The 15,870-nt window shown below is 44.2% G+C and carries 14 protein-coding genes and 1 CRISPR repeat array; of the genes, 8 read left to right on the top strand and 6 right to left on the bottom strand.

Annotated features, from left to right (window positions below; all coding sequences use genetic code 11):
• Positions 1 to 6: 6 nt before the first annotated feature.
• From ACOJUN_RS11575 to ACOJUN_RS11555, 5 genes are read left to right on the top strand one after another with little or no spacing between them, the layout of a single operon-like run.
• Positions 7 to 528, top strand: coding sequence for a type I restriction-modification system subunit M N-terminal domain-containing protein (locus tag ACOJUN_RS11575; protein WP_422136758.1), 522 nt, complete (start codon positions 7 to 9; stop codon positions 526 to 528).
• Position 529: 1 nt separating this feature from the next.
• Positions 530 to 994 carry a hypothetical protein gene (locus ACOJUN_RS11570; protein WP_422136757.1) on the top strand — a complete coding sequence of 155 codons (465 nt, stop codon included), beginning with the start codon at positions 530 to 532 and terminating at the stop codon, positions 992 to 994.
• The gene (locus tag ACOJUN_RS11565) at positions 984 to 2,033 is read left to right on the top strand and encodes an HTH domain-containing protein (RefSeq protein WP_422136756.1); all 1,050 of its coding nucleotides are present in this window, start codon (positions 984 to 986) and stop codon (positions 2,031 to 2,033) included. Before ACOJUN_RS11570 ends, ACOJUN_RS11565 begins: the two co-directional genes overlap by 11 nt.
• A gap of 20 nt (positions 2,034 to 2,053) precedes the next feature.
• Positions 2,054 to 2,905 (top strand): Hachiman antiphage defense system protein HamA, encoded by an 852-nt coding sequence (locus tag ACOJUN_RS11560; RefSeq protein WP_422136755.1) that lies wholly within the window; start codon positions 2,054 to 2,056, stop codon positions 2,903 to 2,905.
• On the top strand, positions 2,895 to 6,011 hold the full coding sequence (locus tag ACOJUN_RS11555; protein ID WP_422136754.1) for a DEAD/DEAH box helicase: 3,117 nt from the start codon (positions 2,895 to 2,897) through the stop codon (positions 6,009 to 6,011). The genes ACOJUN_RS11560 and ACOJUN_RS11555 overlap by 11 nt, the downstream gene beginning before the upstream one ends.
• Before the next feature lie 112 nt (positions 6,012 to 6,123).
• On the opposite strand, the gene ACOJUN_RS11550 is transcribed toward ACOJUN_RS11555, so the two are convergent.
• Together ACOJUN_RS11550 and ACOJUN_RS11545 are read right to left on the bottom strand one after the other, a co-directional pair.
• Positions 6,124 to 7,200 (bottom strand): TniB family NTP-binding protein, encoded by a 1,077-nt coding sequence (locus ACOJUN_RS11550; protein ID WP_422136753.1) that lies wholly within the window; start codon positions 7,198 to 7,200, stop codon positions 6,124 to 6,126.
• Positions 7,197 to 7,520 carry a hypothetical protein gene (locus tag ACOJUN_RS11545; protein ID WP_422136752.1) on the bottom strand — a complete coding sequence of 108 codons (324 nt, stop codon included), beginning with the start codon at positions 7,518 to 7,520 and terminating at the stop codon, positions 7,197 to 7,199. Before ACOJUN_RS11545 ends, ACOJUN_RS11550 begins: the two co-directional genes overlap by 4 nt.
• Positions 7,521 to 7,656: 136 nt before the next feature.
• Between ACOJUN_RS11545 and dinD the strand changes: the two genes are divergently transcribed.
• Positions 7,657 to 8,526: a DNA damage-inducible protein D gene (gene dinD / locus ACOJUN_RS11540; RefSeq protein WP_422136751.1), complete on the top strand. Its 870-nt coding sequence runs from the start codon at positions 7,657 to 7,659 to the stop codon at positions 8,524 to 8,526.
• Between the two features lie 278 nt (positions 8,527 to 8,804).
• A CRISPR array of direct repeats spans positions 8,805 to 9,072; the repeat unit is 28 nt; unit sequence ATTTCCAACTGCCTGCTCGGCAGGTCAC.
• 118 nt (positions 9,073 to 9,190) lie between these two features.
• Here the strand turns inward: dinD and cas6f are convergent.
• The 4 genes from cas6f to ACOJUN_RS11520 are packed head-to-tail and all read right to left on the bottom strand — an operon-like array spanning position 9,191 to position 14,097.
• On the bottom strand, positions 9,191 to 9,802 hold the full coding sequence (cas6f, locus tag ACOJUN_RS11535; RefSeq protein WP_422136750.1) for a type I-F CRISPR-associated endoribonuclease Cas6/Csy4: 612 nt from the start codon (positions 9,800 to 9,802) through the stop codon (positions 9,191 to 9,193).
• Complete coding sequence (locus tag ACOJUN_RS11530; protein ID WP_422137066.1) at positions 9,799 to 10,824, bottom strand: type I-F CRISPR-associated protein Cas7f/Csy3; 1,026 nt, start codon at positions 10,822 to 10,824, stop codon at positions 9,799 to 9,801. The genes cas6f and ACOJUN_RS11530 overlap by 4 nt, the downstream gene beginning before the upstream one ends.
• Entirely contained in the window at positions 10,811 to 12,853 is a 2,043-nt protein-coding gene (locus tag ACOJUN_RS11525; protein WP_422136749.1) for a type I-F CRISPR-associated protein Csy2, read from the bottom strand. The genes ACOJUN_RS11530 and ACOJUN_RS11525 overlap by 14 nt, the downstream gene beginning before the upstream one ends.
• A 2-nt stretch (positions 12,854 to 12,855) precedes the next feature.
• A complete protein-coding gene (locus tag ACOJUN_RS11520) occupies positions 12,856 to 14,097 on the bottom strand; it encodes a TniQ family protein (protein WP_422136748.1) in 1,242 nt (413 codons plus the stop codon).
• 655 nt (positions 14,098 to 14,752) lie between these two features.
• Here ACOJUN_RS11520 and ACOJUN_RS11515 point away from each other — a divergent pair.
• A complete protein-coding gene (locus ACOJUN_RS11515) occupies positions 14,753 to 14,977 on the top strand; it encodes a hypothetical protein (RefSeq protein WP_422136747.1) in 225 nt (74 codons plus the stop codon).
• Positions 14,904 to 15,842, top strand: coding sequence for a JmjC domain-containing protein (locus ACOJUN_RS11510; RefSeq protein WP_422136746.1), 939 nt, complete (start codon positions 14,904 to 14,906; stop codon positions 15,840 to 15,842). Before ACOJUN_RS11515 ends, ACOJUN_RS11510 begins: the two co-directional genes overlap by 74 nt.
• The last annotated feature ends 28 nt before the right edge of the window (positions 15,843 to 15,870 follow it).

Raw genomic sequence — 15,870 nt, 5'->3', positions numbered from 1 at the left:
CCGGCTATGAACCACGAAATCCATAACAGTATTGTGCGTTTTATCTGGGGTATTGCCGACGATGTACTTCGGGATATCTATGTGCGTGGCAAGTATCGCGACGTTATTCTGCCGATGACAGTCATTCGTCGTCTGGATGCTGTACTGGAGCCCAGCAAAGAACGTGTACTGGCAATGCAGGAGCAGCTGGTTAACGCTGGTATCGCCAATCAGGACGCTGCACTCTGCCAGGCCTCTGGTGAAGCGTTTTATAATATCTCTCCTTTCACACTCCGTGATCTGAAAAACCGCGCAAAAACACAACAGTTTAAAGCCGATTTTGAAGAATATCTGGATGGATTCTCCAACAACGTGAAGGAGATTCTCGATAAGTTCAAGTTCCGCAATCAGATCCCAACACTGATTGAAGCGGATATTCTCGGCCACCTGGTAGAAAAATTTCTCGACAACCGCATCAATATAAGCCCGAAGCCGGTTCAGGACGACGAGGGCAACGAGTTGCTCCCGGGGCATACTGGAAGCCATTGATATGAACAGTTACCGCGTTGAAGTGAAAAGCAGTCAGAGCATCAGTCTACAAGATCAGGATGCCGAAATAGGCTCAGTGCCAACCAGTGGGGGTGGCCGCATGCCAGAGCCGGAACTGGATCAACTCAGCAATATTATCAAGACATTCAATGACCAGTTCGGGAGTTTCGACTGGAGGGATGGCGACAAAGTCAGCAAGATTATTGTCGAAGAAATCCCGGCCAAGGTAGCAGCAGACGCAGCCTACCAGAATGCCATGAAAAATAACGACAAGAAGACTGCCAGAATAGAGCACGATGCAGCCCTGCAACGGGTAATGATTGATCTGCTGGCGGATAATACCGAGTTATTCAAGCAGTTCAGCGATAACCCTTCATTCAAGAAATGGCAGGGCGACACTACGTTTGGTGTGACCTATCAGCAAGATTCAGGACGAACCTCACCAGGAGCTAATCATGGATGTTAAATCCGCTGCCATTCAGGTTTTAAAGCAGGCGGGGAAAGCGCTGCATGCCAAAGATATCGCTCAACAGATCATCTCTGATGGCCTATGGCAGTCGGCAGGTAAAACACCAAATGCTAGCGTTAGCGCCCGTATTTATTCTGATATCAAGGCTAAAGGGGATGACTCTGCTTTTGTAAAAGTTGGCCCTCAGGTATTTGCGCTTCGGAATAGTAGTGAAATGCCGATCCCGGATGGCTTGGTTCATAAGGCTGTAAAAAAACCGGTGGAATCAGCCTCTGAAAATCATGGCTTTTCATTCACTCAATGTGCTCAGAAAGTGCTTGAGAATTTTGGTAACAAAAAGCCTATGCATTATAAGGAGATCACCCAGAAGGCTTTGCAACAAGGCTGGCTGGTCACGGCTGGAAAAACACCAGAAGCCACTATGTATGCTCAGGTGATTAGCGAGATCAAAAGGCAAAAAAAACGTGGGGATCATCCACGTTTTGTTCAACATGGCAAGGGTTATGTTGGCTTAAGTCAATGGATGAAACGAGGATTAACCTTCCAGATTGAGCAGCATAATCTTCAGATTCGCAAGGCCTTACATAAGCGGCTGCTGGCTATGAAGCCCGGAGAGTTTGAAGAACTCATTTCACTTTTGCTAGCAGAAATGGGTTTTGAAAGTGTCGAAGTTACCAAGCTGAGCGGTGATGGCGGCATTGATGTTCGTGGAATCCTGGTGGTTGGCGATGTAGTCCGCATCAAAATGGCTGTACAGGCTAAAAAATGGAAACCCAAAAATAATATCCAGGCTCCCGTTGTACAGCAGGTTCGTGGTAGTCTCGGCGTACATGAGCAAGGGCTAATAATTACTACCAGCAACTTTAGTTCAGGAGCGATCAACGAGGCTGCACAACCCGACAAGACCCCAATCGCATTGATGAATGGTGAACAACTGGTAACGCTTCTGATGGAATACGGCATTGGCGTGAAAAGCTCAACGCCAGCACTGTTTGAAATCAATGATGAGTTTGCCATTCAGGATCTAAGTGATTAATTGCCATAGGTGAGAAGTAAATGCCTTGGACTACAGAGCATGTTGAAAAGTGGCTCGTTGATACTGGTGAACGGTTAAGGACTGCTGATGGTAAAGAAATTGAGCTCTGGGAGTTTCGTCATGCGGAGGACGAGGAAGTGCTCACAGCATGGGCCAGGCATTTCCGGAATCACTACTGCCTGGATAGTGATATCGAGTTTCTCCGTGGCAGGCTTTCGTGTGCAGACTACCTGAACAACACTATTTTCCCCTGTCAAAGCAGCAAACTGGGTCCGGGCATACGTGCTGGCGACTTTGGAGAAATTCTGGTTTGTGATTACCTTCAATGGTTTTCAGGCTTCTGGGTTCCCAGAATACGGTGGTCATCCAAAGTTGTCAGAGATGAGTCCCCCAAAGGAAGCGATGTGATAGGGTTCAGGTTCGATCAGGAGAGCGGTGAAGCATCGGGCAAGGATAGCCTGTTTGTTTTTGAATCCAAAACAAAGTTCTCAAAGTCAAAGATTAATCGTCTGCAGGATGCTATCAATGATTCAGCCAAGGATCATATTCGTATTGATGAGTCGCTGAACTTCATTAAGCGAAAACTCCATGAGAGGCGCGATTTTGAACAGGCCCGGAAGATTGCAAGGTTTCAGACCCCAGTAGATATCCCCTATGAGGAGAAGTTTGGCGCTGCTGCACTTATTTCCGATGAATTTTTTGATGTTGATGAACTTGCATTATCCAACTGCACTCAAATCCCCAAGTCAGCAAAATCCAAAGAGTTTCTACCCCATCCAAACATCGATAATTTGGTACTACTGGTGATCAAAGGTCCTAATATGATGACTCTGGTTCACGAGCTATACAGGAGGGCTGCTAATGAGGCCTGAACAAAGATCCCTGCATCTACTGGGGGTCACCCGCTCAAAAGCCAAGATGCTCGAATACAGTGTGCCCAGAGAGCACCATATCAAAATCACTCAAGATCCAGCCAAGCTATTCAGAATATCCATTGCATTGCTGGGAGATCTCGCTGCGGCAATCAACCTTGAGGAACCAGATCAAGACTTGCTCACTGAGCTGAAAAGTAATCTGCTCTTTTCTGCACGTTTCTTTGACTCTTACCTTCAAACAAAACTGAATGAATCGCTTGACCCTTATCTTCTACTACTAGGATCTTCCTCATACTACCTCTGTGATTTACCCGGTAGTGCTTCAGTCCTGGCCAAATGTATCAAAGGCAACTGTCCTGACTTGGATGGAGAAGGACTTGAGGCTTTATTACTCTGGATGTTGCAGGCGAACATCAACACCTATTTTGAAGGGTCAACCGGGCCTTACGGTAAATTGATCGATGAAATTTCACGACAACTTTCTCGCTATATTGCGGAGGGAGATGGCGAAGAGCTCCTGGTTGATCTGGCTAGACAACTTAGGAATTCTGTCTATGACTTTGGTACACCCAGGCAACTGTTATTCGGAGATGTAATAGGTGCTGTATTAAGAAAAAAACTCGACAACTCTTCATGGAAAGCGCTGCCGCTCTATTCTGGACTGAACCGTGTCAAATGGCTTTCTGCCTTACAAAAAGAGACCTTTATCAAAGAGTTCTGGCCAGCTCAACACTTATTGGGTCGGGCAGGTGTTCTTAAAGGTGAATCAGCTATCGTCCAAATGCCTACCAGTGCAGGCAAAACGAAAGCAACTGAGCTGGTTTTAAGGAGTGCCTTTCTGGCTGAACGTGTGTCACTGGCCATCATTATTGCGCCGTTCAGAGCGCTATGCCATGAGATAAAGAACAGTCTTGCTGAAGCATTCCTTAATGAGACAGTCAGAGTGGATGAACTGTCTGATACTCCCCAGGCTGATTTTGAAGCAACTGAGTTTCTGGGACACCAACAGATTCTTGTTGTTACTCCTGAAAAATTGCTTTATGTCTTACGACATGATCCGGAGCTTGCATCTCAGGTTGGACTGGTTGTCTTTGATGAAGGTCACCAGTTTGATGATGGCTCCCGCGGCATAAGCTATGAGTTACTTCTGACATCACTACGCTTCATGCTTCCTGAGATCACTCAAAAAGTGCTGATTTCAGCAGTCATTAGTAACGCGGAAGCGATTGGAGAATGGTTAAATGGTAGCCCTGAAGTAGTGCAAGGAACTGCTCTTAGTCCAACCTTCAGATCTGTTGGATTTGTAAGTTGGATGGATCAGCTGGGAAGGATTGAGTACGTTAATAGCCAAAATGCTGAGGAGAGAGAGTTTTTTGTTCCCAGAGTTATTGAAAAATTAAACCTTGGAAGAATCGATAGAGAAAGAACTGATCGGTTTTTTCCAAACGAAAATGATGAACAGTCTATTGCTCTTTATCTCGGCCTTAAACTCGTTCCTAACGGAAGTATCGCTATTTTCTGTGGAAGAAAGTCAACAGCTACCAAGATCTGTGAGAAAGCTATAAACGTTATTAAGCGAGGAGCTCCATTAACGTTCCCAACAGAATTCTCAGACATGCAGGAGGTTGACCATTTATCGAACTTGTATGTTCAAAATCTGGGGGCTGATGCAGCGGTATCCCAGAGTGCTGTTCACGGTATTTTCACTCACCATGGTAATACGCCGCATGGTATCCGGCTTGCGGTAGAGCACGCTATGCGTAAGAACCTCGTACGCTTTGTCATATGCACCTCCACCTTGGCTCAAGGTGTAAATTTGCCCATTCGGTACCTTATTGTTACCAGCGTCTACCAGGGGACAGAGCGTATTAAAGTTCGTGACTTCCATAACCTTATAGGTCGTGCAGGCCGAGCAGGATTACATACCGAAGGCAGTATATTATTTTCAGATCCTGTGGTTTATGACAAGAAAAAGGTTCGTAGAGACAGATGGCGCTGGGAGCAAGTAAAAGAACTGCTTGAGCCACAAAACTCGGAGCCTTGCATTAGTAACCTTCTTTCTTTTTTTGACCTCATTAAGAGTAGCAACGGCAAGATAAGAATAATTTTGGATGATTTAGATGTTGCGGTAGCTCACATCGGAGGCCCAGATGATGTTGCAAGATTGATTGAAAGACTTGCTGATACTGGGTTTCCAAGAGAAGAGCTCCAAAGGCAGATTAGATGGAGGATTGAGCTTATCAACGCCATTGAAAGCTTTTTACTATCACATTGGCATGAAAACGAAGGCAGCCTTTTGGAAGAAGATGTCATTGGATTAGCAGAGGGCACGCTTGCTTTCTTTCTAGCCAATGCCTACTACAAAAAAGAGCGTATCCGAGAATTATTCCTGCTTTTGGCGAAAAACATTTACACTAAAATACCGGATTCTAACCATCGTCAAATCTATGGAAGAACACTATATGGCGTTCAAGACGCACAAGCTATTGAAGGTTGGGTTCGTGCAAATGAAACCAACTTATTTTCTCTTGTAGAGGATATAGAAGTGCTTGATCTTGTATGGCCTATGATTACTGAATATGTAGGGGGAGGTGTTTTCAGTAGATTTGACCCACCGGAAGTACTCAAAGAAATTACTTATGGATGGATTTGTGGAGAATCATTCAGTAATTTACTGAAGCTAATTAAAACAAAGAAAACCAAAATGATATGGGGTAACCAACGACGGGAGTTTAAGGTTGATCATGTCGTAGAAGTCTGTGAGGGTAAGATTGCTTACGATGGTGCTCTCCTTATTGGTGCAATCTGCGAAATTGTTGAATTGCTTGACCAAAACGATACAGAAAAGCTGGTTCAGCTTCTGCAACGTTTTCAAAAACAGCTTAAATATGGACTGCCTTCTGAGACAACGATCACTGTGTATGAGCTCGGCTTTTCAGATCGTGTGATTTCTCAGGATCTCATGGCATCTCTCAATCTTACAGGGGCAGATAAAAAAGGAATTGTGAAACAACTTAAACAGGAGCGAGACAGGGCCATTGCTGTGATAGAAAAATACCCAAGCTATTTTCAGGAAAGAATGAGCGAAATTTTACAGTCATAATTTTTCTTCACCTGCTCACACTTTAAACCAGCGGTTTGGAATTTAGTATTTCAGACCCTAGGGGGATCTGAAGTACTTCAAAGATGCCTACATGGTGTTAATGAACCGCATATTATCTGCGTTTTAGTAAAGAGCGTAAAGGAATCAGTCTTGTATATTTTGCGGGTATAATACGGGACTCCCCCTTGCGGGCATCCATTTTCCAGCAAGAGGCAGACTGCATCTGTTTGAACTCCAATTCATCAATACTAACATCAAACGGGTTTGGTTGTGCCTCTAGCTTTTCATCTGCATCAACCTGGTCTTTTTTTGTAATGTGATCCATGTAATAGTGATATCCTGCTATGAAATGTTCCATATTCAGCTCATCATCATTATTCAGGATGGCTTCTTCAGCGGCATAATTTATTAAAACCCTCAATCTCCTCATATTGCCTTTAGAGAAGGTAAAAAGTCTTGGGTAAAGCTCCACCTCGTGAAGCCCAGGTTTTTTAGAGAATGGCAAGCTGTCGTTAAATACTTTTAAAAAAGTTCTGAAGTCTTTCCGCTGCTCTTTATCAATAATTCGAAATGGCTCAATTCTTCTCTGGATCATAAACCGTCCAGCAAGGGCATCATCACAATCAAGAATAATTTTACTGTATGGCATACCAAAGAGAACAACAGGAAGACCTGATGTATTGATTAGAATCTTGAGCCACTTTGCAGCATCTTCAAGAACAGTGAATGACTTCGTTTCAATTAGATGCTGAAATTCATCCAGAAGACTGATCTCAACACCACATTGCCTCATTAAGTTGGCCAGGATTTTTGTCAGCTGTGGTGCTGAAAGCCCTTTAGATGAAAGCTCATGGCCAAGATCCTCCAAAAAGCAGATAGCGGCCTGCTTTGGTACAGTTCTATCTGGGAAGTCACTTGAAAAAACACTAACGACGGATCTCTCTAGCTCTTCTCTTGTGGGGTTTAGCCTTAGGTACTCCTTCCTTAAAGTCGTTTTTCCAGCACTGGGCTCGCCAAGTACAAGCATACACTCTGGATACCCACCTCTTTCCGATATTCTACGGCATCGGTGAATGTCGGCTAGAATACGATCCAGGTTAGGAGAACTGATATAGCAATTTCTTACTTGGAGAATCTTTTTATCTTGTTCATCCGTTATGTTGTCATATCGATCATAAAGTGCATTCATGACACATTACTCTGCCATCCAGTTGTATCTATCTCATCATCTTCTAACTCAAAGTCCACAACTGAAGCCGTTGAAACCTCCTTATCGGTTTTTTTAGAGGGAGACGCTATTGCCTCAAGACCTTCATTCAGGCTGGAGTTCGCATCTTGTGCGATGTCTAAGTATTTGGCTAATGCCGTAGTAGAGCTGACAGAAGCAGTGGAGCTGATATCCCAGCCATTTGCTTCTTCCTGAATTCTACGCTCAATTTCCAGACTGGCCCGTACCACATCCTGTTGGGTGGTATAGCTTCCTTCAGAACTTTTCTTAGCATAAGCCATATGGGTGTCATGTTGTACTTACCGCTGCCGTCACTGGGAAAATCGACTTGCGAAACGTCAAGATTGAAAGCACTGTAGACTCTGCTGAGCAATAATACCCAAAGCATTTTTTATAACTTAATCGAAGGTTACCACTATGAACAAAGCGTTGATTTCCCAGCTAACCAACCGATTCGAGGAAATTACCCACACATTAGCCGATGCAACCATAGAGTTCTGGTATGCACGGGAGCTGATGTCTGAGCTGGGGTATGACCGCTGGGAAAACTTCACCAAGGTTGTAGATAAGGCCAGAGCTGCCTGTGAAAACTCAGGAAATCCTCAAGACGACCATTTTCGTGACGTCACGAAAATGGTTCAGTTGGGCTCCAGTGCACAGCGCCCTGTTGCTGATGTTATGCTGACCCGCTATGCCTGCTATCTGGTTGCCCAGAATGGCGACCCCCGTAAAGAATCCATTGCCTTTGCCCAAACCTATTTTGCTCTTCAGACCCGAAAACAGGAGGTTCTGGAAGAACGTTTACGGCTTCAGGATCGACTGGATGCCCGGCAAAAGCTCAGGGAATCTGAAACCGAGCTTTCGAGAAATATCTATGAGCGGGGCGTTGATGAACGGGGTTTTGGTCGTATTCGGTCAAAAGGTGATGCCGCCCTGTTTGGAGGCAACAACACCAGAAACATGAAACAAAAGCTGGGTATGCCTGAGAAGCGGCCACTGGCTGATTTCCTGCCTACGGTGACCATTGCAGCGAAGAATCTGGCCACCGAAATTACCAACCACAATGTCACTGAGCATGACTTGCAGGGAGAGCGCCCCATTACGCAAGAACATGTTCAGAACAACCGAAGCGTTCGCACAATGTTGCAGGAACGTGGCATTACACCAGAAGAGTTGCCACCAGAAGAAGATATCAACAAATTGTCTCGTCGCGTGAAAAGCAATGAACGTAAGTTAATCAAGGAAAATCGGCTGCCCAAACCTGCCCGGCAGACTGATAAAAGCTGAATTTGATATTAAGAGAGTGTTTTGCGACACCCACATTTCTAATGGGTATGTTAGTTCTGAAAAAGATGAGTAGACAGAAGCAGTTTAATCCGGCGTCACTTTTATACTTTCTCAAATCAAGTGTTCTCCTGTACATAAAAAAGACCCCGGCTAAACAACACTGGAAGTATTGTTGCTGGGGTCTGGTATGTCAAAGTTGTTTGTATCTATGTCATTTTTATCTGTTTTATGTCATGAGATGCTTGTAGCGACAGCCAGAGCATGTTCACTGCCGTGCAATTTCCAACTGCCTGCTCGGCAGGTCACAAAATTGATAACTTTACGCTACACCTGTTTCTATTTCCAACTGCCTGCTCGGCAGGTCACATTACAAAATCAGTGTCGCTGTCCGATCTCCGATTTCCAACTGCCTGCTCGGCAGGTCACGGGGGCGAGGGTGCTTAACAGTTACCGTCGGCATTTCCAACTGCCTGCTCGGCAGGTCACGAACCATTCTCGACACGTCCTATTTGTGTGTAATTTCCAACTGCCTGCTCGGCAGGTCACCGGGAGGGAAAATGTATATAACCCTCACAGCTCAAGAGGATAGGCCAACAATCCACAAAACACCCTTTTTTAGCTCGATCAAAAAATTTCTAAAAAAACAACCAGCTAAAAGCCCTGATTATTTTTTGGTAAAAGTCAGATCCGGCACCGTTCCGCATACACACTCCTGGTTTGCTAACCCATAACTGGTATACCCATCACAGCATATATTTTTAGCCGCGTGCTTCTGGAGCCTAAAGTAAAACACTTGCGTGGGATCCTCAGAGCTGGTCATTGGAATGTTATGAAACAACTGAATATTGCGAACACGACTTGATGGGTTCTGCCTCGGTAGATATTTATAGCCTTTTTTTTCAGCTATTCGCTGCCCACGCCTTATGCGCCGCTGCCTGCCTCCTTCACAATATTTATCGCTTTTTAATTCTTTTCCGTATCGAACTTCTTTAACGTTATCAGGAACTATGGTGATCTCATGAAAGAAAAACTTCTGAAGTCTTTGCATCTCCAGAAAGTACGGCTGTGACATTAGTTGCTGTAAGCAGAGCCGGTCTACTGAAACACAAGCAATGATGTCACCGATGGTTTTATCGCAGAATTTCGGAAATGTGACCCCCACACTGTTGATGCTATGCCTACACTGGAACCCATGGAGGATTTTCAAGCACCTGCCAACCAACAGTTCATTATTCGATCCCGGCTGAAACTGGATACCGAAGGTAAAGCGTTTCATTCTTTTTTCTCCGGTCTCATACCACCGCACACATGGCAGGCCATAAGGAAGTGGATATCATCCATTGCTGGATCATTCAAATCAGGTTTCGCTACCAGAAACTCAATATATCGCTCTATATTCTTTAACAGGGAGAAATAATCCTTTCCTGTACTTGGGTGTCGGTGAGCTGTCAGCTCTTTCCTATCCGCACAATATGCACTCACTTTTTTCCGAGATGTTGCCCCAGGAAACCAGTCATCAATCTCGTGCAACGCTGCCCCAAGCTTATGGCGGCTGAATACCACTTGCTCCTCACTATTGATTTCACAAGTGGCCAGCAACTTACTTCTTGATTCACCATCGGCAAATGCCTGGCTTGGAAATACCTCAGAACAGAGCGGTAACATCAACCTTGCCTCAACCAATAGCGAGCAGGAATCTCTCAAGGATGTCAGAGCCTTTTCAAATCGATCAACCCATTTTTCGATGGATTCCTCAAGGTCATCCAGCTCTCTGTTCCACCGCCTTGTTTCCACATGATCAATGATCATTTGATCTTTATCCCTGCAATCATGAAGGCGAATTTCTGTACCGAGAGTGTATTGGTTTTCCCATAGCCAGTTACCCAACAACAGGTTCTCCAGATACCTTCGGGCCAACACTCGATAACCGCCCACTTCTTTGTAGGCATCACTTAGCCTCGCCACGGCTTCCTTCATTTCCGGGCGATCACATTGATACAACTGCCCAGAATGCGCCTTAATCCTTATTGAAAAACGAACCACCAATGCCTCGGACTCAGGTGGCATATAAACCTCCTGAATGGTTTGGATATTCGCATGGGATAACGATGAGGGCTGGCAACTTTCTTTTACGCCCCCTTTAGCAGCATAGGCTTCTGCGTAACCTTCTTTGGTTGCAGCAATAGTGGTTGTATCGGGCAACAGCGGATGCTCCCTGGCCTCATTATCAACCCAAAAAAACAATCCTTTCCCAAGGTAGATCGATCGTTGTTGAGCATGCTGACTACACAGCTTCATCACCTGGATTCTCCTTTACTGAAACCTCAATACCAGAGCTGCTGAAAGTAATAGACCAAAAAGCACGTTCAAGTGGATTTATTTGCTGCACCGGACGCAATGCAACAACGGATACGACAGGTGTCGCAAAAGCATGAGAGCAACCTCCAGCACCCACTCTTGTTTCCGGTTTACCCAGGAATCGGAACCCGCCACCAATGGGAAAACTCTTGCCCTGGGACAGACATTTCAGCAGTTCGCTTCTCTCGGGAGAATTACGTAAAGCGACAATCACTCTCCCATAACTAGGCATCCGCACCAATGATGCTGAGACTTCTTCCACAGTCCCATAACGATCACATTTCCTGTAAAGCTCACATTGCCCATAAATTCCCTCCATTGGGTGCGTTAAAGTCCCTCCAGCAAACCTTGAGGGTAGACAGCCAAACAGGTTGTCTTCACTCAGGTCTATCTCTTCTCTGGTCTCCGGAAGCTGTACGATCAGATCGAACTCAACATCACAACTTCTGTGGTCAATCACTGGACTATTAACCAAGCTACTGTTTTTCATCTCTTGAGCCGAAGCGGGATGCCCTTTGTTCAGACCGTATTTTCGCAGCACCACAGCAAACCGAAAATCCGTTCTGCCAGGTTCATACCCGAGGTTGCATAAAAAGGCATGCACCAACCCAGTCCAGGCTGTTAATGAGGGCAGACCAATAACATAAGGATTGCTTCTAGCGTTGGCGTTGTAGACTAAAAGTCGTTTGAAGTGCAGGAACCGGCCAGAAATTGCCGGGACTTTAATCGGTACTGTAAATTTATTTAGCGTGATATTTACTGCTTGTTCCAGTAGAGGCAACAGATCAGGATTGTAGGACAGCTGTGCTGAATACCAGGAATGCTCAAAAAGGGTATTGATATAAGTCAACACATATTCAGCGGCTCGATCTTCCTCATTCAGGCCCCCCTGAATCAGCCTCATTTCCAAAGCTTCACTTAGAACTCTGGAAATCTGGCTCTGACCTGCCAAATAGTGAGTCCTCAAGATAAAAAGGAATGAAAAAAGTTCTTCAATGACCTGTGCTAACTTGTTCCTTTCATTACTCAGTCGTTCCTGTCTCTGCCTTTCCGTTTCAACAATCTGCCTGTTCGAGATCAACTGCAGAAGAAAGCTCAAATTTCCCTTACGAAAAATAGCCCGATCATTGAACACATGTTTTTTAGATCGCCACTTATCCAGTATGGATTCGAGGCTGAGATCACGTTTATCCAGACTTGGCGGGTAATAGAGGCAATACAGTTTCCCTCCGCAAGTCGCCAAAAAACTGCTGACTTGAAAGGGCCACGCATAGAATAACGGACGACAACGAATGTTCGTATGCCTCACCAGGTTGTGTATCCATCTCTGAAAACCAACCTCAACCAACGGGGTAACAGCGATATAATTTCCATCTCCATCGGGAAAAGAGACCACCACACTGTTTGGACTCACAAAATCAGGTAGAGTGTTATACATTCCCCCTCGACAAGCATCCTGTAGTGGTTGAACTCGCTTCTCCGGAAACCCAAGGGTGATAAGCTTTTGAATAAACGGGCTGCCCCTCTCGTTCGAGAACTGTTCAAAAAGCGAGGTCACTCGGTTATGCCAGAAAAACTCCGTCGCCAGGAAATGGCTCTTCGATACTTTGTTGCTGTTATGGGAATATCCCAAATGCTTCTGGCCGTCCTCGCCATAGTGTTCAGGGAACCATCGGGCGCAACCAGAGGCACGACTGTTTGGATCCTTAAAGTAATGGGTAACCACCCATGGCGCGGTTGCAAGTATGCCTTTATGCCAGTGCTCACTTTTGAAGAGCTCCTTTGCTGCCATTTCATCAAACAAATCCGTCTTGTCACCCATTGATCGTGTCAAATTTGCCAGAATGATCAGAGCCTGAGCAATACTTCCATCAATCACCACAGGAACATCAGAGAAAAAGGCATGCTTCATTCTGATGTTACGCTCCTGACTGTCCTTACCCTCCAGCAGATCACTCAGTTTCACCATTATCACCACCTTGAAAGATAGAGGCTGCGGTTGGATTCTCCTGACTGAAAGCTCACGCACCATAGGACAAAAACGTCATTCAATCTGAATAACGGCTGTTCAGGGCTTATGAGTTGCTTGTCTTTTTGCAGCCTATACGGATGCAGCATCCCCTCTTCAATCAGCCGTGCCAGATGCCGAGTATTAATCCCTAAAATCACACAGGCCTCAAAACCATCCAGCAGGGTTTGTCCGATTTCAGCATAGGGATGCCCCTCCTGAAAAATAGCCCGGTCAAAAAAGGAAAATACGAACTTGAGAATGTCGTTGGTCGCCAGCCGACTATCTGGCAAATAACGGCTTACTCTCAGCAACGAACCAAAAATAGAGCGAAATGCAGTTTCTTGCATCGACCGCACAGAATACTCAAGTCCGCCCTGAGCCAGCTGATCCAGCCGGACGTATAGCTTGCGCGGCCAGTCATCAAAGAAATCAATGCACCGAAGCAGAACGTCGTCTTCATCCACAGATGGTCCGCCAGAATCATCAGCCCACAGCATAAACCACAGCACTGCTCCAAAAACGGCTTCCGTCGTTGAAGCACTGTACAGAAGATTGTCTCCTTTGCTTTTTGTCTTGTACCCGTAGACCCGTTCCGCCAACTTCACCAACTGAGGATTCCCAATTTCAGTTTTTGCCGAGATTAAATCAAAGCCACACCGGCAAGAGTGGACTGCTGCGTCTCGTATATAATCGACACCCACCCCGCACTGAGGACATTTAAAAACAAGCGCGGTACCATGCCTGGGACAAGCTCGCACCAGAGAGATATGCCAAAAAGTTGGGATATAAGATTTCTCTTTTAAACATTGAGGGCATACAGGAATGTTCTCTGATCGAAAAAACACCTTGGGAATATCAAGCCCTTTCCAGTACAGTGAAGAGTGATGCCCCGCAAACAGCCGATCTGTTTTGAGTACCGACAGCTCCAGAAAAGGCAGGTGTTCTTTGCAGCACAAATCAGATAGCAGGCTCAACGCCCAGTAGCGTTTACTTGAGGAAGTGTTGGCGTGATAGAGATTGAAAGAGCCAAGGTCTGTGGGCATTGCCCCTGCCAACTTGCCATGTTGCTTTTGCAGGAGCTTCCCTAAATGGGGGAAAAGCTTCTTTACCCTGAAATGGTTTTCTTCGGCGAGCCGGATAATATAGCTCTCCAGAGATTCGTCGTATTCAGGGTCTGGGCGGATCAGAAACATAAGCACCATTACTCAGGAATTCTGAGCATCAATATAGCGGCTAATTCTCCACACGGAGTGGCATTTTCCTGCGCTTCTATGGATTGTGCTGCAATCATCTGACTTACGCTTTAAAATTTGAACTGACACAGTAACACTCTTGCATGTGAAGGCATAAATCTACTAAAAATTAGCTGAACTTACCTGAAATAATTAAACTACAAATACAGGGTAAACATAGAGACAATATTTTTTAAGAAAAATCAAAAAGCTAAAGCCTTTGCACCATTTGAAAGCATACTTTCGCACTCATATAAGGCATTTCCTATTTTGAAAAATTATTGACTTACGCAGACGATCCAATTAAATTTTCTCATGCTTCCTGTGAAGTATAAGGTAGCCAACCCATGAGCTTGAAAGGAATGATAAAATGTAAATTAAAGCAGATGTTAATGTCGATGCCCCCAGTGCATTCACTATTCGTAATCATGCATTTGAAACAAAAAATCCAAGTGCATTTACTATTCGTAATCATGCATTTGAAACAAAAAGCCCAAGTGCATTCACTATTCGTAATCATGCGTTTAAATCAAAAAAATAAGCTGTATTTTTGATAAAGCAAGCTGTTTGGCAGAGTGGAGCAGTTCATTCTGTCAGACACATTTTAGGCGATAAGGATAAGACTATGAAGCTTGCTGAAAATGTTATTAGGGAGTTGAAAAGTATAGGTGCTAATAAGTATCCATTGTACGAAAAGATTTTAAAACACTCTTTTGATATTAATAGCCCGATCTTTGCAAAAGATAAATTTTCTCGAGCTTACAGAGAGCTTGCTAATGATGGTGAGTGGTTTGCGAACCAAATGGTTGCAAATGCTTGTTTGGAAGGCTATGGCGCTCAACAATATTGACCTTTATAAACTTTGTAGGGATTTTGAAAATAGTTTTTTTTGCAAATCAAATTGCAATATGTATATTACACCTCCAAACACTCAAGGTTTGAAAGCTCATTATGATACTCAAGATGTAATAGTGCTTCAGATAAAAGGCTGTAAGAAGTGGTTCTTTGAAAAAGAATCAACCTTATACCCAATGGACAATGATTACGATGACCAACATGTCGAAGATATTATAGAACTTCACTCAGAGGTTTTAACTCCTGGGAGTATTCTTTATTTGCCAAGAGGTTGTGTTCATAAAGCCCTTAATGAAGGTGATAATACTTCTATTCACCTCACAATATCGCTAACACCGTACAGAAAGATACACTTATTGCATGCAATGCTGGAGCAGGCTGTTAATAATCATTCCTTTTTAAGGAAAGCGGTTACTTTAAGCGACATTAAAAAAACCTTAAGTGGGAAAGACACTGGATCAATAACACGTTTAGTTGACTCTCTTAATGAGTTCATATGTAACAGTATTGAAAAAACAGAAGAAAGAATTCTACTTGACGCAGCTCTTAGTTTAATAAAAGATATTCACGATCATCAAAGAACAATATCAATAAACTCGACATTTGAATTCTCTGATATGAATAGGGTTGTTGATCATAATTCGATATTAACTGTTTGCGAAGACCAAAACCTATTCTTTTCAGAGAATGAAAATAAGATTTTTTATATAGGAGGTGAAATTACTATAGATCAAGCGCATATATTTATTAAACGACTATTACTCGAAAAGAAGGTATTCAAGGTTAGTGATATTGATTCTGATGATGCACTAAATATAGCTGATTCTCTAATCAAATCAGGGATCGTCTATTTGAAATAATCTATTTCGCCAGACAACTATAGGGGGT

It is taken from the genome of Endozoicomonas sp. ALD040, assembly GCF_049275945.1.
In the GTDB taxonomy this organism is placed as follows: Bacteria; Pseudomonadota; Gammaproteobacteria; order Pseudomonadales; family Endozoicomonadaceae; genus Endozoicomonas_A.
Note: the sequence above shows the minus strand (reverse complement) of the source record. Positions and strands in the feature narration are given on the sequence as shown.

Coding starts and splice junctions, on each gene's coding strand:
- ACOJUN_RS11525 (WP_422136749.1), bottom strand. CDS start 12,853: ATGGTGAAACTGAGTGATCTGCTGGAGGGTAAGGACAGTCAGGAGCGT.
- ACOJUN_RS11550 (WP_422136753.1), bottom strand. CDS start 7,200: ATGAATGCACTTTATGATCGATATGACAACATAACGGATGAACAAGAT.
- ACOJUN_RS11575 (WP_422136758.1), top strand. CDS start 7: ATGAACCACGAAATCCATAACAGTATTGTGCGTTTTATCTGGGGTATT.
- ACOJUN_RS11555 (WP_422136754.1), top strand. CDS start 2,895: ATGAGGCCTGAACAAAGATCCCTGCATCTACTGGGGGTCACCCGCTCA.
- ACOJUN_RS11520 (WP_422136748.1), bottom strand. CDS start 14,097: ATGGTGCTTATGTTTCTGATCCGCCCAGACCCTGAATACGACGAATCT.
- ACOJUN_RS11510 (WP_422136746.1), top strand. CDS start 14,904: ATGATGGTGAGTGGTTTGCGAACCAAATGGTTGCAAATGCTTGTTTGG.
- ACOJUN_RS11530 (WP_422137066.1), bottom strand. CDS start 10,824: ATGAAGCTGTGTAGTCAGCATGCTCAACAACGATCGATCTACCTTGGG.
- ACOJUN_RS11545 (WP_422136752.1), bottom strand. CDS start 7,520: ATGGCTTATGCTAAGAAAAGTTCTGAAGGAAGCTATACCACCCAACAG.
- dinD (WP_422136751.1), top strand. CDS start 7,657: ATGAACAAAGCGTTGATTTCCCAGCTAACCAACCGATTCGAGGAAATT.
- ACOJUN_RS11515 (WP_422136747.1), top strand. CDS start 14,753: ATGAAGCTTGCTGAAAATGTTATTAGGGAGTTGAAAAGTATAGGTGCT.
- ACOJUN_RS11560 (WP_422136755.1), top strand. CDS start 2,054: ATGCCTTGGACTACAGAGCATGTTGAAAAGTGGCTCGTTGATACTGGT.
- cas6f (WP_422136750.1), bottom strand. CDS start 9,802: ATGAAACGCTTTACCTTCGGTATCCAGTTTCAGCCGGGATCGAATAAT.
- ACOJUN_RS11565 (WP_422136756.1), top strand. CDS start 984: ATGGATGTTAAATCCGCTGCCATTCAGGTTTTAAAGCAGGCGGGGAAA.
- ACOJUN_RS11570 (WP_422136757.1), top strand. CDS start 530: ATGAACAGTTACCGCGTTGAAGTGAAAAGCAGTCAGAGCATCAGTCTA.